24 protein-coding genes and 3 tRNA genes are annotated in these 25,070 nt (G+C 47.4%); 17 read left to right on the plus strand and 10 right to left on the minus strand.

What is annotated here, in order from left to right:
• The 5 genes from uvrC to DU002_RS00265 all read left to right on the plus strand — a co-directional run bounded on the left by uvrC (position 1) and on the right by DU002_RS00265 (position 2,946).
• The gene (gene uvrC, locus DU002_RS00245) at positions 1-1,827 is read left to right on the plus strand and encodes an excinuclease ABC subunit UvrC (RefSeq protein WP_114336347.1); all 1,827 of its coding nucleotides are present in this window, start codon (positions 1-3) and stop codon (positions 1,825-1,827) included.
• A gap of 71 nt (positions 1,828-1,898) precedes the next feature.
• Positions 1,899-2,459 carry a CDP-diacylglycerol--glycerol-3-phosphate 3-phosphatidyltransferase gene (gene pgsA, locus DU002_RS00250; RefSeq protein ID WP_114336348.1) on the plus strand — a complete coding sequence of 187 codons (561 nt, stop codon included), beginning with the start codon at positions 1,899-1,901 and terminating at the stop codon, positions 2,457-2,459.
• 120 nt (positions 2,460-2,579) lie between these two features.
• Positions 2,580-2,655 (plus strand) — tRNA-Gly (locus tag DU002_RS00255).
• A 42-nt stretch (positions 2,656-2,697) separates the two neighbouring features.
• Positions 2,698-2,771, plus strand: a tRNA-Cys gene (locus DU002_RS00260).
• A gap of 88 nt (positions 2,772-2,859) precedes the next feature.
• Positions 2,860-2,946 (plus strand) — tRNA-Leu (locus tag DU002_RS00265).
• A gap of 153 nt (positions 2,947-3,099) precedes the next feature.
• On the opposite strand, the gene DU002_RS19320 is transcribed toward DU002_RS00265, so the two are convergent.
• On the minus strand, positions 3,100-3,273 hold the full coding sequence (locus DU002_RS19320; protein ID WP_158537909.1) for a hypothetical protein: 174 nt from the start codon (positions 3,271-3,273) through the stop codon (positions 3,100-3,102).
• Between the two features lie 257 nt (positions 3,274-3,530).
• On the opposite strand from DU002_RS19320, the gene abiEi reads away from it, so the two are divergent.
• Positions 3,531-4,055 (plus strand): type IV toxin-antitoxin system AbiEi family antitoxin, encoded by a 525-nt coding sequence (abiEi, locus tag DU002_RS00270; protein ID WP_114336349.1) that lies wholly within the window; start codon positions 3,531-3,533, stop codon positions 4,053-4,055.
• 1 nt (position 4,056) lies between these two features.
• A complete protein-coding gene (locus tag DU002_RS00275) occupies positions 4,057-4,947 on the plus strand; it encodes a nucleotidyl transferase AbiEii/AbiGii toxin family protein (protein WP_114336350.1) in 891 nt (296 codons plus the stop codon).
• Positions 4,948-5,676: 729 nt separating this feature from the next.
• Here the strand turns inward: DU002_RS00275 and DU002_RS00280 are convergent.
• Complete coding sequence (locus tag DU002_RS00280) at positions 5,677-6,933, minus strand: L-lactate MFS transporter (RefSeq protein ID WP_114336351.1); 1,257 nt, start codon at positions 6,931-6,933, stop codon at positions 5,677-5,679.
• A 222-nt stretch (positions 6,934-7,155) separates the two neighbouring features.
• Between DU002_RS00280 and DU002_RS00285 the strand changes: the two genes are divergently transcribed.
• The 3 genes from DU002_RS00285 (at position 7,156) to DU002_RS00300 (ending at position 8,904) form a co-directional block, all read left to right on the plus strand.
• A complete protein-coding gene (locus DU002_RS00285; protein WP_114336352.1) occupies positions 7,156-7,665 on the plus strand; it encodes a glycine cleavage system protein R in 510 nt (169 codons plus the stop codon).
• A gap of 388 nt (positions 7,666-8,053) precedes the next feature.
• The gene (locus DU002_RS00295; protein ID WP_114336354.1) at positions 8,054-8,539 is read left to right on the plus strand and encodes a DUF3429 domain-containing protein; all 486 of its coding nucleotides are present in this window, start codon (positions 8,054-8,056) and stop codon (positions 8,537-8,539) included.
• Entirely contained in the window at positions 8,536-8,904 is a 369-nt protein-coding gene (locus DU002_RS00300; RefSeq protein ID WP_114336355.1) for a thiol-disulfide oxidoreductase DCC family protein, read from the plus strand. Before DU002_RS00295 ends, DU002_RS00300 begins: the two co-directional genes overlap by 4 nt.
• Before the next feature lie 64 nt (positions 8,905-8,968).
• Here DU002_RS00300 and DU002_RS00305 read toward each other — a convergent pair whose 3' ends face one another.
• Positions 8,969-9,943, minus strand: a complete 975-nt coding sequence (locus DU002_RS00305) for an NAD(P)/FAD-dependent oxidoreductase (protein WP_114336356.1) — start codon at positions 9,941-9,943, stop codon at positions 8,969-8,971.
• Positions 9,944-10,266: 323 nt separating this feature from the next.
• Between DU002_RS00305 and DU002_RS00310 the strand changes: the two genes are divergently transcribed.
• Positions 10,267-10,830: an SOUL family heme-binding protein gene (locus tag DU002_RS00310; RefSeq protein ID WP_114336357.1), complete on the plus strand. Its 564-nt coding sequence runs from the start codon at positions 10,267-10,269 to the stop codon at positions 10,828-10,830.
• A 130-nt stretch (positions 10,831-10,960) separates the two neighbouring features.
• On the opposite strand, the gene DU002_RS00315 is transcribed toward DU002_RS00310, so the two are convergent.
• The 3 genes from DU002_RS00315 to DU002_RS00325 all read right to left on the minus strand — a co-directional run bounded on the left by DU002_RS00315 (position 10,961) and on the right by DU002_RS00325 (position 13,403).
• The gene (locus DU002_RS00315; protein WP_114336358.1) at positions 10,961-11,740 is read right to left on the minus strand and encodes a MipA/OmpV family protein; all 780 of its coding nucleotides are present in this window, start codon (positions 11,738-11,740) and stop codon (positions 10,961-10,963) included.
• 90 nt (positions 11,741-11,830) lie between these two features.
• Entirely contained in the window at positions 11,831-12,451 is a 621-nt protein-coding gene (locus DU002_RS00320; RefSeq protein ID WP_114336359.1) for a TetR/AcrR family transcriptional regulator, read from the minus strand.
• Positions 12,452-12,803: 352 nt separating this feature from the next.
• Positions 12,804-13,403, minus strand: a complete 600-nt coding sequence (locus tag DU002_RS00325) for a TetR/AcrR family transcriptional regulator (protein WP_114336360.1) — start codon at positions 13,401-13,403, stop codon at positions 12,804-12,806.
• 226 nt (positions 13,404-13,629) lie between these two features.
• Here DU002_RS00325 and DU002_RS00330 point away from each other — a divergent pair, with 226 nt between their 5' ends.
• The 6 genes from DU002_RS00330 (at position 13,630) to DU002_RS00355 (ending at position 21,087) form a co-directional block, all read left to right on the plus strand.
• Positions 13,630-14,736, plus strand: a complete 1,107-nt coding sequence (locus DU002_RS00330) for an efflux RND transporter periplasmic adaptor subunit (RefSeq protein ID WP_233496352.1) — start codon at positions 13,630-13,632, stop codon at positions 14,734-14,736.
• Positions 14,737-17,814: an efflux RND transporter permease subunit gene (locus tag DU002_RS00335; RefSeq protein WP_114336361.1), complete on the plus strand. Its 3,078-nt coding sequence runs from the start codon at positions 14,737-14,739 to the stop codon at positions 17,812-17,814.
• A gap of 20 nt (positions 17,815-17,834) precedes the next feature.
• Entirely contained in the window at positions 17,835-18,197 is a 363-nt protein-coding gene (locus DU002_RS00340) for a hypothetical protein (RefSeq protein ID WP_114336362.1), read from the plus strand.
• A gap of 338 nt (positions 18,198-18,535) precedes the next feature.
• Positions 18,536-19,477: a YbgA family protein gene (locus DU002_RS00345; RefSeq protein WP_114336363.1), complete on the plus strand. Its 942-nt coding sequence runs from the start codon at positions 18,536-18,538 to the stop codon at positions 19,475-19,477.
• 157 nt (positions 19,478-19,634) lie between these two features.
• Positions 19,635-20,342 carry a VC0807 family protein gene (locus DU002_RS00350; protein WP_114336364.1) on the plus strand — a complete coding sequence of 236 codons (708 nt, stop codon included), beginning with the start codon at positions 19,635-19,637 and terminating at the stop codon, positions 20,340-20,342.
• Between the two features lie 538 nt (positions 20,343-20,880).
• On the plus strand, positions 20,881-21,087 hold the full coding sequence (locus DU002_RS00355; protein ID WP_114336365.1) for a hypothetical protein: 207 nt from the start codon (positions 20,881-20,883) through the stop codon (positions 21,085-21,087).
• Positions 21,088-21,316: 229 nt separating this feature from the next.
• On the opposite strand, the gene DU002_RS00360 is transcribed toward DU002_RS00355, so the two are convergent.
• The 4 genes from DU002_RS00360 to DU002_RS00375 form a co-directional block, all read right to left on the minus strand.
• Entirely contained in the window at positions 21,317-21,697 is a 381-nt protein-coding gene (locus DU002_RS00360) for a YbaN family protein (RefSeq protein ID WP_114336366.1), read from the minus strand.
• 197 nt (positions 21,698-21,894) lie between these two features.
• A complete protein-coding gene (locus DU002_RS00365; protein WP_114336367.1) occupies positions 21,895-22,554 on the minus strand; it encodes a DUF3313 family protein in 660 nt (219 codons plus the stop codon).
• Between the two features lie 118 nt (positions 22,555-22,672).
• Positions 22,673-24,358, minus strand: coding sequence for an amidohydrolase (locus DU002_RS00370; protein ID WP_158537910.1), 1,686 nt, complete (start codon positions 24,356-24,358; stop codon positions 22,673-22,675).
• A gap of 229 nt (positions 24,359-24,587) precedes the next feature.
• Complete coding sequence (locus tag DU002_RS00375) at positions 24,588-25,016, minus strand: phosphate-starvation-inducible PsiE family protein (protein ID WP_114336369.1); 429 nt, start codon at positions 25,014-25,016, stop codon at positions 24,588-24,590.
• Positions 25,017-25,070 lie beyond the last annotated feature (54 nt).

Consider the following 25,070-nt stretch of genomic DNA (forward strand, 5'->3'; position numbering starts at 1 on the left):
ATGGATTTTGACGCGAAGGCGTTTCTGCGCTCGGTGACAGACCAACCGGGCGTATATCAGATGCTGAACGACAAAGATGAGGTTATCTATGTCGGCAAAGCGAAATCGTTAAAGAAGCGCCTTTCAAGCTATTTCCGCACTAATGTAGATTCCACAAAAACCCGCGCATTGGTTGCGAATATTGCCAATGTGACGGTGACGGTTACCCACACCGAAGCCGAAGCGCTGATCCTCGAAAACAATCTAATTAAGAAGTTTCGCCCGCGTTATAACGTGTTGCTTCGTGATGACAAGAGTTATCCCTACCTGTTGATCTCCGGTCATAAACACCCTCGTTTGGCTTACCACCGTGGCGCGAAGAAGGCCGCGGGTGAATACTTTGGTCCCTTTCCAAGTGGTAGCGCCGTGCGGGAGTCATTGAATCTCCTGCAAAAGCTGTTTCAGGTTCGTCAGTGCGATGATTCGACCTATCGTAATCGGTCGCGACCTTGCTTACAGCATCAGTTGGGACGCTGCACCGCACCTTGTGTGAATGGTTTTGTGTCAGAGCAAGCGTATGCAGACCAAGTGGCTAAAACACGGCTGTTTCTTAAGGGGCAAAGTGAAAAAGTGATTTCGCAGATGGTCTCGGAGATGGACCAAGCTGCGATGGCGTTAGACTTTGAACTGGCTGCCCAGCTGCGGGATCGGATCACCACCTTGCGGCAGGTCCAGGTGCAGCATAGTGTCGAAGCTGGCAAAGATGCGATGGATGTTATTGGTCTGGCGATTAACGGCAACCAATGTTGCCTCCACCTGCAGTTCATTCGTGATGGCAAATTGCTCGGAAACAAGAGCGTGTTCCCGACAGTGCCGTCAGCGACGGAGGCTGAAGAGCTCCTAGTGGCCCTGTTAACGCAATTTTATGGTGCTGAAGGGCGGGGCGGACAGGTACCTGCGATTATCGTGTTGCCGTTTAAGCTGGCAGAGAAAGATGAATTAGCGAATGACCTGTATTTGCTGACTGAGCGAAAAGTTAAGTTGGTGGAGAGTCCACGAGGTGATCGTGCACGGTTCCAAAAGCTGGCGCAAGTGAATGCCGATACTGCACTGCAGAGCCGTTTGGCCCATAAGAAATCAATTCAGCAACGTCTACATCAATTGACAGAAACGCTGGCACTAGACAGCTTGCCAAAGCGGATGGAGTGCTTCGACATCAGTCACACCTCGGGTCAGCAGACTGTTGCATCCTGTGTCGTGTTTAATCAGGAAGGGCCGAATAAGAGCGAATATCGCCGTTACAACATCGCTGGTATTACCCCTGGTGACGATTATGCGGCAATGAAGCAAGCACTAGAGCGGCGCTTTAAGCAGTTGGGCGCTGAAAGTAAGATCCCCGATCTGCTGTTTATCGACGGGGGTTTAGGTCAGCTAGGTATTGCTGAGCAGGTGTTCGCTGAGCTCGACTGGAGTGAAGCGCCACTAAAACCTTTATTGATTGGTGTCGCGAAAGGTGAGTCTCGTAAACCTGGTTTAGAGACACTGATCATCGGGGAAAGCCACGAGACGTTTAATTTGCCGGTCGATTCCCCTGCGCTTTTACTGATTCAGCAGGTTAGGGATGAAGCGCACCGTTTTGCCATTACAGGCCATAGAGAGCGCCGGCGTAAAAATGCTAAACGCTCAACATTGGAAGATATTCCAGGGGTAGGCAGTTCCCGTCGCCAAGCACTGATTAGTTATCTTGGCGGTATGCAACAGGTCAAAAATGCATCGGTTGATGAATTAGCTAAAGTGCCAGGGATCAGCTTAAAGATGGCGCAAACCATCTATGACCAGTTTCATTAGTAAGATTGCGTGGTGATTTGTAACATTTTCGGATATAACTAACAGGTCGTTAATGAGGTATTTCTTCTTACATGTTGACTGTTCCTAATATTCTAACCGTTTTCCGTATCGCGCTTATCCCCGTCTTTCTGGTGTGTTACTACCTCCCTTGGGAGCACGCGATGTTCACCGCGGCTGTGTTTTTCTGGCTAGCGGCAGTGACAGACTATTTTGACGGCTATCTTGCACGTCGCCTTGGGCAGGAGACTGCTTTTGGCGCTTTTCTTGACCCCGTCGCCGATAAGGTGACCGTTTGCGCCGCTTTGATTATTCTGGTGGATTTCTACAACACACTTTGGATCACTATCCCTGCTATCATCATTATCTCCCGTGAGATCCTGATCTCAGCATTAAGGGAATGGATGGCGGAAGCGGGTAAGCGTTCGGAAGTGGCCGTCGCCAATATCGGCAAGTGGAAGACAACGGCACAGATGTTGGCGCTGATTGGCCTGATATCGCATTTTAACGATTTTATTATCTACCTTGCCTATCTGTTGCTGTATATCGCTACTGCGTTGACTCTTTGGTCTATGGTGATTTACCTCAAGGTGGCATGGAAGCAGATAGTCGCCATCGATTCAGTTAAAAAATGAGCAGTTGAACCAAAAGCTGATCGAGAAATAGGCAATCAAACCAAACAGCTGTTGACTCACTTTCATTGTTAGGTAGAATGCAGCCCACGTTTGAGGGCTAACACCCGAAAACAGAGTGATGCGGCACTAGCTCAGCTGGTAGAGCGCGACCTTGCCAAGGTCGAGGTCACGAGTTCGAACCTCGTGTGCCGCTCCAATTTCTCTCTCTAGAGTGATTGGTATTCACAAGCAAGACCCTGGCGGGTTGGCAGAGTGGCTATGCAGCGGATTGCAAATCCGTGGACCTCGGTTCGACTCCGGGACCCGCCTCCATTATTTATCCCTTCGCTGGTTGTTTTCCGTGATTAAACGGCGCCAACGATGAGATTGAACAACAAGTTTAATCGTGGAACTCAGTGTCGCCCGGGTGGTGAAATTGGTAGACACAAGGGATTTAAAATCCCTCGCTTGAAAGAGCGTGCCGGTTCAAGTCCGGCCCCGGGCACCAATTCTTAATCAATATATCCCTTAGTTCATCAGTCTATTTGTGCCCCTTTTAACGGGATGGCAGATGGTTCAGTGTCGTGATCAATTCAAAATATATTTAGATTGTGAGCAGCGGAGTCCGCTTCTCTGCAAAAATCTTTATCCAGTTTGGTTGTTACTGGATTGCCGGACACCAATACGGTATCAGCGTATACAGCCGGTCCACTCGACTCAATATCTGATGAAATAGCTTCGCTGTCCCATAGTAGGCTTGGTGATTTTCCATGCTGTCGAGAAACTGTTTCGGGATGCGATACAGTTCATACGGCAACATTCCTTGGGCAATCATAATATCGCTCGTTCAGTCATCATATTTGATAGCGTCGAGCACCATCTGGCTCAAAACAGGCCATTGTTAAGCCGGATGTTAGCTTTCATTTCTTTCTTAACTAGTCGAGCGAAGTACACTAACGCAGGTTGTTTAGTTGGGAGGGGGCGATTAACAAAATATAACTATTTTAGTTTGGTTGTGTAGACCACTAATTGCTCTCTATAAGTATTAGGTCTACACTAAGTTACATATAAAGTAATTTTGTGTAGACCTAAATGACCAAAGCCAACGAGTTGCTGAGTGTGTTAGCCAATGCCGTTAAAGCGGGCGGCGGTATTCATACTGCTGCTGAGTTGGCATTTATGTTGGAGGCGCCCTGCGATCCGGCCTTTATCAAATTTCTGTCGGATAGGGTTAAAAAGGGTCAGCTTAGGCGTGTCGTGAAAGGCTTGTATGAAAGCACGTTGACGCCACCACCTCCCAATGCTGCGATCTATAAAATCATCAAAAAGATGCGCAGCGGTGTACTTAACTACATCAGTCTGGAAAGTCAGTTGAGTTATACCGGTGACATCTCACAAGTCGTGATGGACAGAGTCACTGTGGTGACTAAAGGACGAAGTGGCGTTTTTTCTACACCCTACGGCGTTATTGAATTTACCCACACCAAAAAGCCAATCGAGCAGATTGCGCCCAATTTGTATTTTGATCCCGACATTCAAATGTATCGTGCGACAACCGAACAAGCGGTAGCAGACCTAAAGCACTGCCGGCGCAACCTGCATATGCTGGAGAGTTAAAATGCTGAAAGAGCAGATCCGCCAAATCGTTCAAGCCAATCCTGATTATGCAGCTGTTGCTCCTGTGATAGAAAAAGAGATCCTGCACCACGACATTATGGATGTGTTGATTAAACAGGGCGCAATGCAAAAGCTTACCTTCATTGGTGGTACCTCATTGCGTATGTGCTACAACAGCGCCCGTTTGTCTGAAGATCTTGATTTTAATGGTGGCCACGACTTTCGACCGGCAGATTTTGATGGATTGGAAACTGAGATCCAACAATATATCCAGCACAAATACGAAACCGATGTCTGGGTAAATAAACCAACAGAAGACAGGCAGGGCGATACCGCATCTTGGAAAATCAGTATCGTCAAAGAAGCTAACCGGCCGGATCTGCCTAGGCAAAAAATGCATATTGATGTGTGTGCTATCCCATCCTTTGATGTAGAGAAAAAGCCTCTGCTGAATCACTACAATGTAGTCGTGCCAACAGAAGGCCTCTTAGTTCCAGTGCAATCGCTGCAAGAGATACTGGCTGACAAGATGATCGCGCTGGCCTATCGCGCAAGAAGGATAAAACCCCGAGATATCTGGGACATCGTTTGGATAAAGCAGCGCGGTATCGCGTTGTCAAAAGCCTTGGTTGATCAGAAATTAGTTGCCAGAAACAAGCAAGCCGATGACTTTCGATCTGCGCTTGCCACTCAACGGACTAAATTGATGAATGACGATGAAGTGCGCAACGATTTCAATATGGAAATGAGCCGCTTTGTTCCGCAACAGATAAAAGCACGGACGCTGGATAATCCCGAATATTGGCCGTACCTGCAGTCCGAAGTCAGCGAGATAGCATCTTTGCTAATCAGTGATGATGTCACCACTAGCAAGTTTGATATGGGGCTGTGACGACCTCGAAGAATGCAGCGTTTACAGCGTAGCGTGACAGCCCCTCATTCCTGGCTGAGCTAAATCAGCCTGTTTGAGTTCTTCAAAAGGCAAGGATGCTTATATGACCTGCTCCCGCTCGGGATTAGATTTACCCACCGTTCCCCTTTCTTATCACTGTGTTTACTGTCGAATTGTGTGCTTATGCGGTGACTTCCAATCATTGTCATTTAGTAGACAGAGAAGTATCTGAACGTGGGCAGTCATTATGGTGGGTCACTCTCTAGCAGGAACGCTCATCAAGGATGCGGAAAAGTTGGTCGTTGTCGATATCATCCCGAAATGAGGTCGTTAACAAGCCTCAAGTCATTTTTTAGCGCTAGCGCTATTGAATCAATCTTACTCGAAGGTGATGATTTGCTTTCATCTAGAGATGGCTGTTCTTGGTGCTTGGCGTTTTGGTGTTTATCACGCTAGTTCAGATCCTACTATCCAGCAAACCGATGCCTCACAGTGATATCCGCGTGATTTTCAGTGTGAGTGAAGCGTGTAAGTATTGATGCTGCACTTTTCTATGATTAGATATGCAATGGTTTTCTTGAGTTGTGCGCCCTTTGTCGCTGGCGCAGTCATCTTCGCTTCAAGGCAAGAGTGACGAAATTGGGGAGCTGCCAGCTTTGGATCATAAATGAATAACTAATTAAAAAGGAGCGCATCGCGCTCCTTTTTCCCTAGCTAAAAGATGCAGGTTTATGCGTGCGCTGTATTTCCTGTTATCTCTCGTTCTGCTCGCGCTTTATTCACGTAACGCTTCATCAGTATGGATACGATCAATGCGAGAATAAACACGGCAGCAAAGATGTAGAGTGTCATCTCATAACTTCCCGTCACTGTTCGCACATACGCTGCGATTTGTGGGCCTGCTAAGCCTGCCGCTGCCCAAGCGGTAAGGACATAACCATGAACCGCACCAAGTTCTTTGGTGCCAAATAGATCGCCGATATAGGCGGGTAGGGTAGCGAAGCCACCACCATAGCAGGTGAGGATGATGTACAGGACAACCTGGAACAGGATAACGCTGGTGATGTTGGGAAGCAGGTAGAAGGCGACAATCTGTATGATGAAGAATGCCATGTAGGTGCTGGGGCGCCCCAAGTAATCTGACAGTGATGCCCAGGCTATTCTGCCCAGGCCATTGAATAGCGACATCAGACCGACGACGGCGGCAGCTTCCAAAGCCGACAGGCCGATACTTTCTTGTGCCAGCGGTGAAGCTGAGTAGATCACGGCAATGCCGCAGCTAATGTTTATAAACATCATTATCCAAAGCCCATAGAAAGGGCCTGTTTTGGCTGCTTCATTTGCGGTTAACTGGGACAGGTCTTCTACTTTTTTTTGTTTACCAGATTCAATGGCTTCTTTCATATGCTCAGGCATCCACCCCTCTGGCGGACGTTCTAGGTAAAGTGCGGATGCATACATCAACACCATATACACGCCGCCCATAATGAAGAAAGTCATTGGAATACTGAGGGTGTCCATAATGGCGTTGAAGATGGGAGCGCCAATCATGGCACCAAAACCAAAGCCCATGATGGCGAGCCCCGTGGCCATACCGCGCCGATCAGGAAACCATTTAACTAAGGTTGATACCGGTGTGATATAGCCGATGCCAAGACCAATGCCCCCGATTAAACCGTAACTCAGCCAAAGCATTTCCAGACTGCCAAGCGAGGTTGCAACCCCTGCGCCTAGCATGCCTAGTCCCCACATCGTACCGGCAACTAAGCCGGCGATTCTGGGACCTCGTTTCTCGATAAAATGGCCGCCAATAGCAGCTGATAAGCCAAGGAAAAAGATGGCAAAGCTAAACGTCCAAGCCACTTCGTTTTTTGACCAGCCGAATGCTTGTTCCAATGGAAGATTGAAAACGCTCCAGGCATAAACAGATCCAATTGACACATGAATGCCAACTGCGGCGGCGGCGATTAGCCAACGGTTTTTCATTGTAGGGCCTTTTCTTATTGGTGTTTATTTGTACTGAAATGTAGCGGAAGTATTAACTATGTTGGGTTGATGTTGATCAACCGATCAAAAACTGACCAGATTAAACTCGTTAACAGTTGTAGTAAGTCACAAATGTGTTTGCCGTGACGTGCAGCTAGTGGATTTACTTGGATTAAAAAATGCCTACCCCAAGGCGAATTCTAATAATTAGGGACAACACGTATGACGGTCGTTACTTTGGTAAGTTTTGTCGGTAGTTCGCGCCCTGGACTACTTAAAGACCTCGCAGAACAATGCCACCAGTTAGGTGCGAGATGGTTAAATAGTAAGGTGAGTTATCTTGGCGGACAAATCGCAGCATTGATCCGAGTTGAGATGCCAGAAGAAAAAGCAGTGCAATTAGAGTCTGTTTTCAGGGGATGTGGTTGCATCAATGTGCGATTTTCAGAGATTCAACAAGAGAAACGGCAACAACGCTCACAACTGAAGCTATCGGTCGATGCTGAAGATCGTCCAGGGATTGTCAATGAACTCACCCAACTATTTGACCGGCAGGGGGTTGAGGTAGTCGATCTCGAAAGTCACAGGATGGGCGTGGCGGAGCTTGGTGGGAACGTTTTTACTGCTGGTATCACGTTGAACTTACCTCCCGAAATTACCCAGGAGCAATTGGTCACTGAGATTGAGTCCATCGCGGGTGGTCTGGTGGTGCGTGACGCTGTGCCGGCTTAGCTCTACTTTATGGAGTGTGCCAAATTAAAAAGCGCCGAACAGTGTTCGGCGCTTTTTTTTACCTAACAGGTATCTCATACAAGACAAGTGACAGACGCAAATCACGCTGTTCGCGACAGTATTTGCCATTGCAATCAATGTGTACTTGTTGATGGGTGTTTGCTGATAGGTGGCAGCCACCATATGGTTGCGCAGTTCAATCACTCACCTTAAAAATGGCAGATTTGCTTCGATATACAGCCTGTTTAAGCCATCGTTAAAGCTTTATTGCCAAGTGGCCACTGCTTGTTTAATAAAAATGAAATTGATACTTAGTCACGGATAAACTGATCGCTCAGCGGCAGCACACGTACCTTGTGTTAACTCTTTATTCTGTTGAGCGAGAAATATGAGCCGTTCTCAAGCTGTTTCTGTGAGCCTGGGCTATGCGGGATTAATACCGTTTTTTATCGCCATCGCTTTGATCTTGATGGAGCAAACGATATGGGGTGTTGAGGGCTTGCTCCTCTTCACCTCTTACAGTGCGATTATCCTTAGTTTCTTGGCGGGCGCTCTGTGGGGACGTGTTATCGATCGCTCATCTGTTTTGCCCATCAAGCCTGCCATTTTGATCGTCAGCAATTTGTTCGCCTTATGGGCATGGGCGGGGATGCTTGCGGGGCGTGCCGACGCCGCCATTATCGTGTTAGCCATTGGTTTTGCCTTGTTGATTGCGGTAGAAACTTATCTGTTTAAAGAAAATGAGCCGGCGACTAAGCCGCTCGAACTCCAAGCTATTGATGAAGAAGCGCAGGGCCGTTTTTGTTACGCGCAATTACGCAGAAATTTGACGGTCATGGTGGTCGGTTTGCACGTAGGGGTCATAGCGTTATGAGCATGCAAGCGACAGCGATAGAAACGCTGTACTTCGATGGTCGCTGCGCCATGTGTAGTCGCGAGATCGCTTTCTTAAAACGCCATGCAGACAGCGAGATCCGTTTTGTCGATATCCATGCCGGCGCGTTGCCGGACGGCAGTGATAAACAAGCCATGCTTGAAGTGCTTCACATGCAAGGTGCCGATGGTGGTTGGCGTATGGGGATTGATGCAACCTTGTTGGCTTGGTCACACACCCCATTTAGTTGGATCGTCAGCCCATTAAAAATAGGGTGGCTCAGGCCGTTTTTCGAAACCTGCTACGCCAAATGGGCAAAGCGACGTTACTGTCGGTTGTATATGACGCAAGCTAAACAAAAATAGGCGTTGGCGGCCAACTTGCTGAGTTGCCGTCATATAGTTTTTTTATTGATGGTATCGCGTGACGCTATTTGAAATGCCGTGCAATCAGATCCATTGCCGACAAATAAGCTCCTTCAACTCGTCCACCCGAACACCAATCCCCAATGAGCGCGATGTTCACATCAGGGTTAACCTTTGGACTTGTACTTTCAACGTCCTTATCTAGGTGGGCGTAGCGCCAAAAATGAAGATACTCATGTTCAACAGCTAACTCTGTTCCAAGCACATGACTAAGCCAATCCGCGCCGATTGCTGCCACGCGCTCTCTTGCGTCTTTGCCATGAGACTTAGACCACTCAGGGGAGAAGTGAAGGGTCCACAGATCATCACAACCATCGGGAACTGTTCGTCCCGGCTTGGCCGACAGTCGTGATACCCAGGAGATCACATCATCGCCAAATACGCCTTGGATCTCTGGGTTCACATCACCGGCGGTGCCCAGCACCAATGCCCAGCAGGGCTTCATTAAAGATTCCTCAGATGCAATTGGCAGTGTGTTGCTTGGCATTAATTTTTGAGCCTGCGCGGCGGGGATCGCTAAGACCACCCAGTGGTAACCCTGCCACGCCTGCTGCTTCTGATCTACAAGCGACCAATGGCTATCGCGCCTATCTATCTGTTCTATCTGAATGTTCAGGTTAACAGTTAGGCTGTCAGCCAGATGGTGTGCCATGCTGTTCATGTTCGGCGTCCCAACAAACCGCAAAGTGTCGTCTGGTGATGGCTGAAGTTGTCCATCGATTAGTTTGTGTGGGGTAAATGGCCACAAAGCGGCGACGCCTGTGTTGCACCAATGCTCAACTTCTTGGATGAATCGTGGATCCCGCGCTGTAAAATACTGGGCTCCGGTGTCCGCTGCGCCCCAATCCAATCGCTTGGTTGCTAATCTGCCGCCACGGCCACGGGATTTTTCAAATATATCGACATTGTGCCCAAGAGTTTGCAGCTCTCTAGCAGCTATTAAACCTGATAAACCCGCGCCAATCACTGCGATCTTCATACGTTACGCTCCGACAGTCCGTTGGAAACAACCTTTTTATCTCCCATCAGTTACGCGATGAAACGGTGAGTTGATCAATCAGTGCTGAATTTAGCTACTCACTCATGTTTCTCCCATGCTATATACGCATACTATTTATTATCTGTCTCGTGGACGCAGTTCGCGGCACTGACTGAGCCAATAAAATTAGCGATCCAACACCCTCTTCATGACGTAGCTTTGGTAGAGATAAAAACATCCTCACGCAACTCACTTATTGAAGTGGTGATATATCAATGTATCGAATAGTCGGTTTACTGCTGTCCATATTTACTGGAGTGGCCATGGCAACTGAAGAGCCCAAATACACAGTTTTGGAAACATCAGAAGCGTTTGAACTGCGTGCCTATGCCCCAATGATCATTGCTGAAACGCTGGTTGATGGGCAGATGGATGACGCATCCAGCGCCGGGTTCAAGGCCATTGCCAATTACATTTTTGGCAATAATACGGCCCCCTCTGGCAAAGCAGAAGAGATCAGTATGACAGCCCCTGTTGCCATGGCTGCAGGATCTGAAAACATCAATATGACCTCGCCGGTAACTATGCAAAGCGTTGACAGCAAGTGGCGAGTTCATTTTGTGATGCCCAGTGAATACACCATGGCAACCCTGCCAAAACCAAATAGCCCAGCGGTAAAGATCCGGCAAATTCCGCCAACAAATTATGCAGTGATCCAATTTTCCGGTTTTACCGGAGAAGAGAAGGTAGCTAGCCAGACGACACAGTTACTCGAGTGGATGAAAACTAAGGGGATCACGCCGCGGGGGACACCTCAACTTGCTCGATACAACCCGCCGTGGACATTGCCCTTCTTGCGCCGCAATGAGGTGATGATCGCTTACTGACTTTCGGCACATGGGTGTTGAGTAGGCCGCGGTCTCGAAAGGGGAGGCCAGCTGTTCCATTCATATAGTAGTGCAGAGATAAGGCAAGGGGTACGCCCCATCTCTATCACTTACGTGCCGCCGGTAGGCACTACCAAAATTTATAGCTCACACCAGTAAATATAACGGTTTCATTGTCTCCACTTATCATGGGACTGTCTTTGATATTTGAGTCCAGCATCTGCAAGCGTGCGCCAGCACTCAGTTCCCAGGCGTTATTGATCCTGTAAGCACCAGCCAGCTCTACGCCATATTTATATGAACTGCCAGGGGCGTAAGCTGATGCGCCAATAGATTGAGCTTCGTTGTCACTGACACCGTAGTAATAGTTGGCGTAATCGTTATTCATCCATTTGGCAAACCCGCGTGGCATGATCGTGAGTCGGTCTGATACCTGGATAGGATAGCCATAGCCAATGCTGGCTACGGTGCCATCACTCTTGTCAGACACATCAAATGCTATTTTCGCATCCAAGATCCCCCAGCTATCCATATAGCGGTAGCGTGTGCCTGCCATGATGCTCATGTCTCTATCATCAAAGCTTTTCAAATGGTTGCTTTTAGAAGCATCAAACTCTTCTCCGCCAGCCCCTAAAAACAGACTGACGCGATGGTTTTGCTCTTCCCATGCTTTGTAACCAATCTCTAAGCCGTCCATGTAGAAATTTTCGCTGTCATATTGGATTAGCGGTATCGCGGATTGCCTGTCGTCATAGCCTCGATAAGCATTTGAGCTGTTCGCAACACCCACACCGACTTTTAGTGAAGAGTTAGCTGCGGGTATACCATCCGAAATCGTCTCAATTCCAGCGAAAACTGGTGTAGTACCAACAACGGCAGTGATGGCAATAGCAGCAAAGTTAACTTTCATATTGTTTCTCCAGTAGTTAAATAGGGGGATATCGGTGCGCTATCGCGCAGCACTAGCTTGATTGGCAGTGTCATGGTTGACGGTACGAAATTAGTTTTTTGTGGTGGCGTATTGGCAGAGAAAAACATCCACAACCGCATCCACTTTTGCGGTTAGATCCGCTTGCAAGGGGGCAACTGATTGCTGGATAAGGTTCGGCCAGACAAACATGCCATTGAACAGCGCTTGGTAAAAGTTGAGCACAACACTCGTTTCCACCGGCTTCAGTGCACGGTCACTTATTGCGTCAGAAACCCAACGTATTAACGACTGTGAGGCACGCGTTTTAATTAAGAATAAGTTTGGCTCGGTGGGATGACTCAGTAACTCCATCATCAATATACGAAGGAATGGCAGGCAGCTTGGTTGCGTAAGCACTTGCACTTCATTGTAAGTCGCAGCCACCAATTGATCTCTTAGTGGTTGCGATGGTTCATAATCGTAATCAGGTAGGCGACTAGCATTTTGTAACTCTTGCTCCAGTATCACATGAAACAGCACATTTTTGCTTTCAAAGTAGCGGTACAGCGTTCGTTTCGACACTGACGCCTGTTGGCAAATTCGGTTGATATTAGCCTGCTCAAATCCTCGTACGAAGAACTCCAGCCGTGACGCTGCAATAATGTCGGATAAGATGCGCTCGGAATTTTTCAACAATGGCTTTCTGGTCATTTATTCATCTTGTGTATACTGTTGAGTTTACATTTTTAATGGTAATCGCAAAATAAACCAATGTAAACTCTAGAGTGTACAAATTTGTTTTGGCGCTAGTTATTTAAATGGCCGAGATGAGCCTACTAGTTGATTTGTATACTGATAATTTGATTTTTGTTCACGTTAGATAGCTGGTTAATACGCTAGCAAAGGCGTATCAATCAGCTTGTGCGACAATATGAAGACGCTTGGGCATTGTGATATCTGTGTCGAATTAGTCTGGCAAACTCATTTCGCCGTTGAATGATTGTACCGAGAGGATGGAATAGGGGGCACAAAGCTGAAGCCAGAAAAAATCAGAAGGAAGCGCTTATTCGCGCTGTCCATAAGTTTTCAGCACTGGCTCAACAACGGCTTGGATCTTTATCGCCAGTTCATTGCCTGATACTGGTTCAGCTACATGTAATAGCTGTGACCATAAAAACATACCATTAAATATCGATTCGTAGACGCTGGTGATCAGTGCAACATCCATCGGCTTAATCGCGCCTGCCGTTATCGCTTCGGCAAACCACTGACTGATGGCGGGGGTTTTATATAGGCGTTCTGATAGCGCTCTAGCAGTTTCAGGCTGCCTGAAAAGCTCCATGACCACCGTGCGCGCAAAGGCAATGCCATTAGGCCGATAAAGTTTGGATACCTCTTGTTCAGTAATGGCTATGAGTTGTTGCTGCAATGATTGTTCAGGCAGATAGCGATAGTCAGACTGGGCATTGTGTTCTGCCTGTTCCAGCGTCAGCACCGCTTCAAACAGCAGTTCTTTACTCTCGAAGTGTTTGTATAACGTGCGCTTGGAGACTTCGGCCAATTCACAAATCTTGTTCATATTTGCCGCTGCAAACCCTTTCTCAATAAATTCCTGCTTGGCGGCTGTAATAATCGACTGGTGCTTCAACTCTGTCAGCTTCATGTTGTTCTCTATTGAGTTATTGATCTAGCGTCACTGATATTAGCAGTCCAACGCAACAAAGTATACTTCACAGTTTACATTGGGTGGGGAAGGTGATTTAATAGGTTGAAAGTAAACTGTTGGTTTTACCTTTGGTGTCTTAGCCTAAGACGGTGTTAGTTACTACTAAAGTGAACCATTACTAAACAGCTTATCAATCCCAAGTTTTGGAAACGAGCGAGATAACGTGGTGAATTCAGCGAAAGTGATGACGAGTAAACGGTGGCAATTGTCAGTTTCTATTTGGTTTGGCTTAGCCCTGACGGCCATGGTACTGACTGGTTGCGGCTCAGAACCAGAAAAGACAAAAGCCGTGGTCATTCGCCCCGTGCTCAGTGAGGTTGTAAAGCCAGGACAAGGCAGCGGTCTGGCGTTTACTGGCGTGGTACAAGCGGCTCAACGCGCCGATTTAGCGTTTCGTATTCATGGGCGCTTAACCGACATACGGGTTAATGAAGGGGATATCGTGAAAGCGGGGCAACTCATTGCCTCGCTGGACGCCAAAGACGCAGAATTGGCGCTTAAAGCGGCGCAACTGGAACTTAACAATACCCGAGCTGAATACGAGCGTGGCAAAGCGTTATTTGAGCAGAGCCAAGCGATCTCTAAAAGTGACTTGGACAAATTATCCACCCGTTACCAACTTGCCGAAAATCGTGTCAGTGAAGCAACCCAGCAATTGGATTATACCCACTTGCACGCGCCCTTTGATGGCATCATTGCTCAGCGCATGGTCGACAATCATGTCCAGGTGCAAGCGAATGAAACGCTGTTTATGCTGCATGACTTGGACAATCTGGAAGTTGTGATCCAAGTACCTGATCACATCATGACAGACAAGCATGGTAATCAACGTGCCGTTGCTGAACTTTCAGTATTCCCCAATTACCAGTTCGATCTAAGCGTGAAGTCTTATGCCACCCACGCAGATCCTGCAACGCAAACCTATGCCGTCACTCTTAGTTTTAATGACTTGGATGGAAAAGCCATACTCCCTGGAATGACAGCACGGGTATTGCCTGCACCTGGAGAGCAACACGGCCAAAGCAAGGTGTTAGTGCCACTTTCTGCCGTCTCTCCTGACAACCTGGGGCAACAGTATGTGTGGGTGATTAACGACAAAAATCGTGTTGAACAACGCTTTGTTGAAACTGGTGAACTTTATGGTGATCGTATCGCTGTTATCCAACACTTGATGCCAGGCGAAATCATAGCGATCGCGGGCACAACAAGCTTGGTTGCAGAGATGGAAGTTCGCCCGACGCAAGAAAAAAGTACTCAGGAGAAGAAGTAGATGAACATCGCCCAATACACCATTACTAAGCGCACCAGCGTTTGGGTATTGATGCTGATGACCCTGCTGGGTGGCTATCTTAGCTACCAAAATTTGGGTCGATTTGAAGACCCTGAATTTGTTATTCGCCAAGCCGTGATTGTCACTCACTATGACGGTGCCACAGCACAAGAGGTTGCTGATGAGGTGACCGATCTGATTGAAGGTGCGGTGCAATCTCTACAGGAGCTGAAAGAGGTTGAATCGGTTTCTCGCCCGGGCGTGTCACAGGTCACTGTTGAGATGGATATGGCGTTTGCAAAAAGTGACGCCGACCTGCAACAGATCTGGGACAAGCTTCGCCGTAAGGTCAGTGACGTGCAGAACCAACTGCCGCCAGGTGCCGGCCCCTCTATCGTTAATGACGACTTTGGTGATGTTTATGCCCAGTTCTATGCCATCACAGGTGAAGGTTTTAGCGACAAACAATTGCAGGATTACGTAGACAATATTCGCAGAGAGCTGGCGTTGGTCCCCGGTGTTGCCAGAACAACGACCCTTGCCGAAAAACAGGAGGCGATTTTTGTCGAGTTTGCTCGCGAGCGTTTAGCCCAATCGGGCATCTCGATGGAACAGATATTTGACGTGCTCGCCCAGCAAAATCGGGTAACGGTTGCCGGAACCATCACCACCGAGAATATGCGTGTTCCGGTGATCCCTGCCAGTAATTTTCAGTCAACCGATGAACTGAAAAACCTTCACCTCACCATAGGATCCGACAACACGGTTATTCGCCTGGGCGATATCGCAAATGTAACCCGTGGCTATCAAGAGCCGTTTAACCAACTGATGCGTTATAACGGCGAGCGTGCGATAGGTTTGGGGATCTCAAACATGGCGGGTGGCAACGTTGTTACCATGGGCGACGCCGTTAAAGCACGCCTAGCAGAGCTGGAAGATCAACGTCCACTGGGGATCGAGCTGCACGAAGTCTCGTTACAATCAGACTCGGTGCGTGATTCTGTCGCTGATTTTGTCATTAACCTGATGATGGCTGTCGTCATTGTTTTTTGCGTACTGCTGATATTCATGGGGGCCCGCTCCGGCGTTATTATCGGCTTTGTGTTGCTGCTTACCGTGGCGGGTACGCTATGTATTATGCTGTTCGACGGCATCGCCATGCAGCGGATCTCGTTAGGGGCATTGATTATTGCGCTGGGCATGCTGGTGGATAACGCTATTGTGATTACTGATGGCATCCAGGTTCGCTTGCGCGAAAACCCTAATCTCGACCGTAAACAGGCCGTAAAAGAGGTTGTCAGTGCCACACAGTGGCCACTGCTTGGCGGCACGTTGGTGGGAATACTGGCGTTCAGCGCCATCGGGCTGTCACCCTCAAATATGGGAGAATACGCAGGCTCACTGTTCTGGGTGATCCTTTACTCCATGATATTGAGTTGGTTGTTTGCGATCACCATCACTCCAATGCTGTGCCATGATTTTTTAGAAGCGAATGATAAATCTAAATCAAGCCAAGGCGATGAATCTAAGTCAGTGGAAGATAAACCAAGTGCATTGATGAACCGCTACAAAGCCTTGCTTGAATGGGTACTGCAACATCGCAAGCTCACTTTGGCAGTTATCCTCGGTGTCTTGTTTACTGCGGTTTATGCGCTGCGTTTTGTCCCCCCTGGTTTTATGCCTGAATCTCAACGCCCGCAGTTTGTGGTGGATGTTTATTTGCCACAAGGGTCTGATATCCATCGCACCGAAAAAGTGATGGCCGCTATGGAGCAAGACGTTCTGGCTAAGGCTGGAGTCACCAATGTGACTGGTTTTATTGGCGGGGGTGGCCTGCGCTTTATGCTGACTTATTCGCCGGTTTCTGCTAACCCAAGTTATGGCCAGTTATTGGTGGATGTTGATGACTTCCATCGTATCAGCCCACTGTTGGCAGAGCTGCAAGGTGAGCTTAACGCTTCCTATCAAGACGCCAGCGTGATGGTATGGAAGTTTGTATTGGGCCCCGGTGGCGGTAAGAAAATCGAAGCGGGTTTCAGAGGCCCAGACAGTCAGGTGCTGCGGCAGTTAGCTGAACAGGCGAAAGCGAAAATGATCGCCAATCCGAACTTAATCGCGGTGCAGGATGACTGGCGCCAGCAAGTCCCCGTATTGCAACCTGTTTATGCGCCAGACCAGTTACAGCGTTTTGGCCTGACATCTCATGATGTTAACCAAGCCATTGCGCAAACCCTGACCGGCCGTAACGTGGGGGTATATCGTGAAGGTAATGATCTGATACCTATCATTGCCCGCTCACCGGAACATGAACGCGATCGTCAGCAGGCAATTGAAAATACGCAGGTATTCAGCGTCAAAACCGGACGTTTTATCCAGGTGAGTCAATTGATCGAATCGCTAGATGTGGTGTGGCAGGATGATGTACTCAAGCGTTTTGAACGTGTGCCTACCATTATGGCGCAGGCCGATCCTGCGCCCGGTATATTGACCGCCGAAGCGTTTGCCAGCATTCGTGATGAGATAGAAGCGATGCCACTGCCCCCTGGCTACTCACTGGATTGGTTTGGCGAGTACAAAGATGCGAAAGAAGCAGATGAAGCCATCGCCATCTCTGCGCCTTATGGCTTTGCTGCGATGGTGTTGATTGTGGTACTGATGTTTAACGGTGTGCGTCAGGCGCTGGTTATCTGGCTTACCGTACCCTTGGCGGTTATCGGTGTTGCTGTTGGCCTGATCCTGTTCCAAACGCCATTTGAGTTTATGGCTACTCTGGGTTTCCTTAGTTTGGTGGGCATGATGGTAAAGAACGCGATTGTACTTGTGGATCAGGCTGATCAGGATATCCAAGCGGGTATAGAGCCTTACTTAGCTGTGATAAAAGCCGCCACTAGCCGAGCCCGCCCGGTCGCCCTCGGCGCTTGCACCACCATCTTAGGTGTGGCACCGCTGCTGGCAGACCCTTTCTTTAAGAGCATGGCTGTCACCATCATGTTTGGTTTACTGTTCGCTACGGTGCTGACGTTAGTGGTGATCCCATTGTTCTATTCGATGATTTTCCGAGTAAAGATACCCGCTTAAACGGCGGGTAGGAGTGACAAATGATGAAATGCATAAAGAGTTCAATTAGACCCTTTAAAGCGCTGTACATTGGTTTAACTGCGCTCGGACTAACGCTGGTATCCATGTCGGCTTGGACGAAAGAGCAGCAAGTGCAGGATTGCCGTATCGTTGCGACCTATATCGAGCGTCAATTTCCTCCGTTTGCTCAAGACGTCGAGCATTCAGAAGCAGGTATGCAAAATTTACAAAGTAAAACAGAGTTACTTGCTGATCCAGACAACAAACAAAGACTGTCGATGTTTAGGCAGCAAGTATTAGCAATGAAGCAATCAACCGGTATCAACAAAACAGCGTTGTGGAATGCTCAATACCAGAAACGCTGTGCTTCCACGTTTTACTAGTCGATGGAGAGACGAGTACAACAGCTTATCGTTGGCGTGAAGTATTGTTCTTCGGCGCTGCGATAGAGGTCATGGCAGCAAGTCGTTACCTGGTGAGTCAGGTCAAAGGCTTGCTGCCAAAAGTTATGCCTATCCTCATAATCCCCTGAATAGCCTTGTTCAATATGCTAATCAGCATCCGCTGATGATTGTGAACTAAATATGATTTAACACCTTGTCGGTTTATTCTTGCCTTTTTATAAACGGCTATAAGCGTCAACGCATTCGCAATTGCCGCGGCAACAGATAGACTTCAGCATTAGATGGTTTTTAACTTGTTGATTTGAGAGGAAGACGCTTTGGCAAAAATCAAGGTTGGTATCAGTAGCTGCTTAGTTGGTGAGCCGGTGCGTTTTGATTCCGGGCACAAGCGAAATCTCTATGTGACAAACGTCTTGCACGATTATTTTGAGTTCGTGCCGTTTTGCCCTGAGGTCAGCATAGGTTTGGGGATCCCACGACAGACGATACGGCTGTCGTTACAGGATGATGAAGTGCGCTGTATTGGCTCTAAAGATCCAGCGTTGGATGTCACCGAGAAGCTGTATCAATCTGCCGAAGATCAGAAGCACTGGCATGACGAGCTGTGTGGTTACATCCTCAAAAAAGACTCTCCTAGTTGTGGTATGGAACGCGTTCGACTGTACAAGGGGGATACGCCTGATCGTGTCGGTGTTGGTCTCTATGCCAAGCGCCTGATGGAGAACTTCCCCAATCTGCCTGTCGAAGAGGAGGGGCGATTAGGCGATCCAGTATTGCGTGAGAACTTTATCCAACGGGTTTTTGTCTACTATCGTTGGCGACAGATGATGTTAGAGCCATTGACGCTCGATAAACTGATGCAGTTTCACGCACGGCATAAGTTCATTTTTGTTAGCCATGATCAAAATTTGGCGAGCGAGTTGGGACGTTGGTTGTCTGAACAGGGTAAGGAGAGTCTGGCCGCAGTAAGCCAAGCCTATCTGACAAAGATGATGACGTTACTCAAGGTGAGGGCGACTCGTCAAAACCATGCCAACACGCTGACTCACATTCAAGGCTTTCTGAAAAAGCATGTGACTGGTTTGGATAAACAAGAGCTGGTTGAGACGATTAATAATTATCGCCTCGGCTTGCTGCCACTGATCGTCCCTTTAACGCTACTGCGGCATCATTTCTTACATCATCCGAATGATTACATTGATGGATCTTACTATATGCGGCCGCACCCCAGCGAGTTGATGCTGCTCAATCAGCTATAAGCGTGTTCAAAGTGGGGGAGTTTGAGTTGTTTCATGTGCGGTTGATGTTTTCACAAGCCTGTTCGCTAAGAGAGATTGTTACAAGATCTTGATTGTTTAAGCCACGATAATTGGCTATAACCTTTCGCACTTACTATGGATCAATGAAGTTACGCTTATGAATAGCACGCCGACACACAAACCTAGACCGATGATTGACCTTATGGTCAGCGTCATTTTGCCCTCAATTATACTGATGAAGTTTAGTGGTGAAAGTGAGTTAGGTGCGGCGGGTGGCTTGATCGCTGCTCTGGCATTTCCTCTGGGCTGGGGCCTTTTCGAATTAGTTAGATATAGAAAGTACAACTTCATTGCTTTGTTGGGCTTAGCGAGTGTTTCTCTCACCGGCGGTATTGGGCTATTTGAGCTTGATACCCAATGGTTAGCAATTAAAGAAGCGGCGATACCTGCGATCATAGGTATTGCGGTGTTGGTTTCGACCTTTACCCCTTATCCGTTAGTCAAAGCTTTGTTGTTCAATCCAGACGTTATGGATGTGAATAAAATTAAACAAAGGCTAGAAGAGCATGATAGTGCCACAGCATTTGAACGGCGTTTGATGAAAGCCACATACTTTGTGGCTGGTTCTTTTGGTTTTTCAGCTGTGATGAATTACGTTCTCGCCAAGTATATAGTGACTAGCCCTGCGGGAACGCAGGCATTTAACGAAGAGCTTGGCCAGTTAACGCTCTATAGCTATCCAATGATTGCATTGCCGTCCATGGTGATGTTGATGGCTATCTTTTACTACCTATGGCGTACCATTCATGATCTGACGGGGCTTGAGCTAGAAGAAGTCTTATCATCGAAGATGCAGCAGAAATAGGGTCCAGCTAATACACTCATCTGTGGCTACTGCATTGAGAGGCAGCATGATCAGTAGGATGGATAGGAACAGGTTGTACTTCATCGGGCTGTCCTTGGTTTAATCTTACTGTCCTTGGTAAATGGCCACTGGCGTTATCGTTGGGTATGTCGCTGCAGCACCCAAAGCCGGTTTCGTTAACTGTTACGAGCGTGTTGCTACGTCGTTTGTTAACCGGCGTCGTTTGCTCTGAACGCGCGCTAAGCATCAGAATACATTTAATTAATTTAGCGTGAGTGTAATTAATCACAGGAGCGGGTTAAACCCATGAACGGCCTAGGATTGGTGTTTTTTTTAAAGAGGTGGGTGCGCTCACGTTTTCTTTGGTTGTTGAATAAAAATGCGATAAATGGAAAATTTTTATCAAATGTAAACGCCAAAATGCGTTCAAGGTCGTATAGGACAACTCTTGGTATGAATATCTATGCAATGATAAGTATGTTTTGGAAGTCGATCCGGGTTCGGATCAATCGATAGCCACTATCTATCAGGAGTATGAATGAGTAATCGAAATTATTTTAGCTGGCGTCACGCGGTTGTTGATATGGCGGCAGCCGAAGGCGTATCTCCAGAGACCATTTCTGAGCAACCAGCCAAAGTGTTTCAGGAGCAATATTTCAAGAAGAACTTGTCTGTGACTGACGCGGTTCAACGGTTAAAGCAGGCTGACTGTTCGGTGCGACGAACGGCAGCTAGCGTTGTTTGAAAAACACCGGCTTAGGGGCATAAGGAATGGCATATTTAATATGGAGGCGTCATAAACCCTAGGCAGTGATGCTTTAACACAATCTTTGATAACTGAGGTTTGATGACTATGGATGGTCATCATCACCGCCGAGAAATACCCCTTCCTAATCACTTTTTGTCTTCACGGCGTTAAAGCCGAACTGTTCGCTATTTAAAGCGAGATCTCAAACTTACGCCATCGATATCCGCTAGCCGATCCGCTTTAGCTTCAAAAGGTAGATGCTGACCAACAGTGCAACGGTAAGGAGTAGTGCCGTTAGTGCGAGCTGCTGGGTAATAAGAATGCTCACGCAGATGCTTAACCAGAGTGTTATTAAAGCTGTTTTAAGTGTTTTGCGAGTGATCGCGCGTTCACGCAAATATCGGCGGATAGCGGAACCAAACACTGGATGTTTTAGTAATTTGTTTCTTAACCGTGGTGAGGCATTAAAGCTAAGGATGGTGGCCAATATAAGGAATGGCGTAGTAGGGAGTACGGGTAAGAATATTCCCGCAGCACCTAATATCACACATAGCATTGCTGCTGTGGTTAGGGCGGCACGTTTGAAGTGATAACTAGCTTTTGCCATTGCTCTATTGTGCCGTAATTTGCTGAAAAATTGAATGAAAGCTTAGGGCAAAAAATAGTTGGCTTTGCAACGGAACTGTTCGGAGGAAGATAGCCGGTGTGGTGAGAGTGTAGTTTACTAAAGAAGGGCTCACTGATGGCAAAATCAGCGAACCCCGATCTATATCCGTACCGACTTAACCGTGTGGTTTAGCCGGGTTACTCTTCTTCGAAAGATTGTTCAAATTGCTTGCGCAGTTTTGCCACTGCTTTGTCTATTTCTGGTTTGATCGCATCAACGCCCATTTCATTGAGCTTATCTGGATCTACCGTTTCCATAACAATACGTTGCATCGCTTGCGAAACGATAACATTGGTCTCTGGGTCTATGGCTTCAAACTCAACAAACAACATCGGCATATCATCGCGGAAACCGGCAGTCGTGATGAAGGTGATTGGCAGGTATTGCCATGCCGCCAAATCTTCTTTTGAGTTGGTGATGCCAGTAAACGCCGTTTTTAATTGCAAGACTTTCGTTGATTCGCCGACTTTCTGCTCTGTACCGAACTCCGACACCATCTTTTCTGAGAAGTACTCGGCTAGCTCTTTTTGGGTTTCGATGTTAAGAGAGGACTCTTTCTTTAGTTCGTCAGATAAGATGACTTGGGTCGGCTCAAATTCTACCGTACCGTATTCTTTAGGGTTGAATCCGTCTGCGCGCCAGCGTAAAAAATTTTCATCATCTTTAACTGGTTTCAATTGATCGTAGCTGCTTAAAAAACCACTGTGTGAATCTTCAACATCTGGTGCGGACGAACAGCCCATCATGCTGAATAGTGCTGTGGCTATAATTGAGCTAGTAATAAACTTTAACTTCATCTGAGAACTCTCCGTGTGACAACCTGTTCAATAGCTTTGGGCTGGTAATAGATATAGTGCGCTAACATAGTAAAGGTGCCTGACTAGACACCTTTTTACTATAGAGGCTCTTAATCCACTATTTACGTTTATACACGGTTTTTCCTTGAAGAACCGTAGTTAACACCTTGGTTTTATGAATATCTTGCACTGGGATCTGCAAAAGATTTTGGTCAATGATAATAAAGTCGGCTGATTTACCAACTTCAATCGAGCCCGACTCATTCTCTTTTTCCATCGCCATGATGCCATTGCGGGTGAAGATCTGGATAGCGGTAGATATATCAATTCGCTCGTCAGGATTCAGCTGGCCATAATTGGGTTGACCAGGATACTGACGTGTCACCATTCCTTCCATGGCAAACCAAGGGTCTGGATTGGCAATGTTGTCCCAATCACTGCCATAACTAACTAAAGCACCTGCATCTACGATACTTTTTAGTGGTGTCATTGTTTGATTGAAACGTTGTTCACCAATGATCTCTGCCCAATGGTGCACTGAGGGATCAGGCGTCCACACCTGATAAGGGGAAACTTCAGTGACGAAGTTATACTTCTCGAAGTTAAAGCGAGGCACCTCGTCTGGGTAGATGAGCATTGAATGTGCCATATGGTGGCGGGGGCCTTTGCCGTTGGCCCGACGGGTTGCCTCTATTGCATTGAGAAAGTGGCGAACAGACAGACTACCTGTGGCGTGTGCCATTACTTTGATGCCCTCTTTGTCAAAGCGCATCATCCAGGTGCTAAAGGTTGATTCATCAATGCTTGGGGTGCCGAAGGTTGGCGCAGTGGCATAGCTATCGATCATTGGTGAGCCGCCTTCCGCATCATTGGGTACACCATCCATATATATCTTCACACCATCAACGTTGATAAGCGGCGAGTTAGGGCCGCGTTTATCACGGGTCATGAAGGTTTTGGCTTGCTCTTCCAACGTTGTGGTGACATATCGCGTATTGAAGTCCCAACTACCCTGAATGCGAACGGTGAGTTTCCCTTTGGCTTCAAGGTCGCGATAGGCTTTTACTCGCATAGGATCGAGTTGCGGCGTGATAATGGCTGTCACGCCATACTTGTTCAGTTTGCTAAATATCCATTGGGCACGTTCTTCAACTACCTTTGGTGCCGGTTCTGGCATGACCGCGGTTATCAAACCTAATGCTTTATCGTGCAGCGTGCCTGTTGGCACTCCGTTACTGTCTCTGTCAATCACGCCAGCGGCAGGGTCAGGGGTGTCTTTGGTGATATTGGCGGCTTCTAATGCGGCAGAATTAACCCAAGCCAAATGATTGGTCCAGTCATGTAAAAACACCGGGTTGTCTGGGGCAATTTCATCCAGCATGGCTGCGGTCAGGGTATGATAATCAAGGCTCCATTTGGCGCCTTCTATCCAATCGCCTTTTTTCAATTTTTTATCTTTAATAAATTTTTTCAACGCCGTTTTAATTTCATCAACGGATGATTCCGCTGGGAAGGCCAGTCCTAGTGAAGTTAAAGCACCACGCAGGGCATGGATATGGCTATCCACTAAGCCCGGCATAACCATCTTGCCTTTTAAATTCACTACTTTAGTTTTCTTACCGATAAATGCTTTCATCTCTTCATCGCTACCTACAGCGATAAACTTGCCATCTTTCATGGCAAAACCTTCGGCAACCTGACGCAGGACGTTAACGGTATAAACGTAGCCATTCTTATAAACTACATCGGCGGGTTCTGCTTTTGTGGCGGCGAAGGCTGCCGTAGATAGGCTGATTAAACACAATATAAATGCTGTAGATATGGTCTTTAACAGGCTCTTCTTTGTTGTTTTGCAACACATGTTCATTGCTAAAGTTCCTTGCTCTGAAAGTTACTTTGTCATGACATTTTTAAGCTGTCTAAAGGTGGTATTTCAGAACATAACTCTAGTCAATTTTAATGATGTCGCTGGTTATTTATGCATTCGGTTGTGCAATATCAATTTTCTGCGGAATAAGCGTTAGTGCACGATATCAAGGGGTTTGTTTAGTGCTATCGATTTTCTTCGATTCTTCGTAGGGCAGGTACACGTGGCCAAGCCTTAATCCTAATGTGGCCAATACCATCACCAGCATTGCCATGGCGATCCAGAAGACACTGAGTGCGTCCATCTCTTTCATCCCGAGGGTTAAATAACGGGCGAGGGCAATCACCGCAATATAGATGGGGTAACGCACGGGGACGCGTCCAAGTTCGACGTAGAGGCGAGACATCGCCAGCACTTCCAGGTAGATAAACAGCAGCAAAATATCACTGAGGTAGACGGCTTTCGCTTTAATTACATGCTGTACTTCCATGCCTATGGCAATGAGTGTCGCCAATGCAATTAGCAGTAGTAAAATTTTCTCGACGATAGATATTCCCACTGTGAAGTAGTGTCGCAGCTGCGGTCTGATATCCATATGACAACGCCTTCTATATGCTCATGATATTCTGGTTTGACCAGAACAAGCATA

The organism is Corallincola holothuriorum (genome assembly GCF_003336225.1).
GTDB lineage: Bacteria > Pseudomonadota > Gammaproteobacteria > Enterobacterales > Neiellaceae > Corallincola > Corallincola holothuriorum.

Coding starts and splice junctions, on each gene's coding strand:
- uvrC (WP_114336347.1), top strand. CDS start 1: ATGGATTTTGACGCGAAGGCGTTTCTGCGCTCGGTGACAGACCAACCG.
- pgsA (WP_114336348.1), top strand. CDS start 1,899: ATGTTGACTGTTCCTAATATTCTAACCGTTTTCCGTATCGCGCTTATC.
- DU002_RS19320 (WP_158537909.1), bottom strand. CDS start 3,273: ATGATTGCCCAAGGAATGTTGCCGTATGAACTGTATCGCATCCCGAAA.
- abiEi (WP_114336349.1), top strand. CDS start 3,531: ATGACCAAAGCCAACGAGTTGCTGAGTGTGTTAGCCAATGCCGTTAAA.
- DU002_RS00275 (WP_114336350.1), top strand. CDS start 4,057: ATGCTGAAAGAGCAGATCCGCCAAATCGTTCAAGCCAATCCTGATTAT.
- DU002_RS00280 (WP_114336351.1), bottom strand. CDS start 6,933: ATGAAAAACCGTTGGCTAATCGCCGCCGCCGCAGTTGGCATTCATGTG.
- DU002_RS00285 (WP_114336352.1), top strand. CDS start 7,156: ATGACGGTCGTTACTTTGGTAAGTTTTGTCGGTAGTTCGCGCCCTGGA.
- DU002_RS00295 (WP_114336354.1), top strand. CDS start 8,054: ATGAGCCGTTCTCAAGCTGTTTCTGTGAGCCTGGGCTATGCGGGATTA.
- DU002_RS00300 (WP_114336355.1), top strand. CDS start 8,536: ATGAGCATGCAAGCGACAGCGATAGAAACGCTGTACTTCGATGGTCGC.
- DU002_RS00305 (WP_114336356.1), bottom strand. CDS start 9,943: ATGAAGATCGCAGTGATTGGCGCGGGTTTATCAGGTTTAATAGCTGCT.
- DU002_RS00310 (WP_114336357.1), top strand. CDS start 10,267: ATGGCAACTGAAGAGCCCAAATACACAGTTTTGGAAACATCAGAAGCG.
- DU002_RS00315 (WP_114336358.1), bottom strand. CDS start 11,740: ATGAAAGTTAACTTTGCTGCTATTGCCATCACTGCCGTTGTTGGTACT.
- DU002_RS00320 (WP_114336359.1), bottom strand. CDS start 12,451: ATGACCAGAAAGCCATTGTTGAAAAATTCCGAGCGCATCTTATCCGAC.
- DU002_RS00325 (WP_114336360.1), bottom strand. CDS start 13,403: ATGAAGCTGACAGAGTTGAAGCACCAGTCGATTATTACAGCCGCCAAG.
- DU002_RS00335 (WP_114336361.1), top strand. CDS start 14,737: ATGAACATCGCCCAATACACCATTACTAAGCGCACCAGCGTTTGGGTA.
- DU002_RS00340 (WP_114336362.1), top strand. CDS start 17,835: ATGATGAAATGCATAAAGAGTTCAATTAGACCCTTTAAAGCGCTGTAC.
- DU002_RS00350 (WP_114336364.1), top strand. CDS start 19,635: ATGAATAGCACGCCGACACACAAACCTAGACCGATGATTGACCTTATG.
- DU002_RS00355 (WP_114336365.1), top strand. CDS start 20,881: ATGAGTAATCGAAATTATTTTAGCTGGCGTCACGCGGTTGTTGATATG.
- DU002_RS00360 (WP_114336366.1), bottom strand. CDS start 21,697: ATGGCAAAAGCTAGTTATCACTTCAAACGTGCCGCCCTAACCACAGCA.
- DU002_RS00365 (WP_114336367.1), bottom strand. CDS start 22,554: ATGAAGTTAAAGTTTATTACTAGCTCAATTATAGCCACAGCACTATTC.
- DU002_RS00375 (WP_114336369.1), bottom strand. CDS start 25,016: ATGGATATCAGACCGCAGCTGCGACACTACTTCACAGTGGGAATATCT.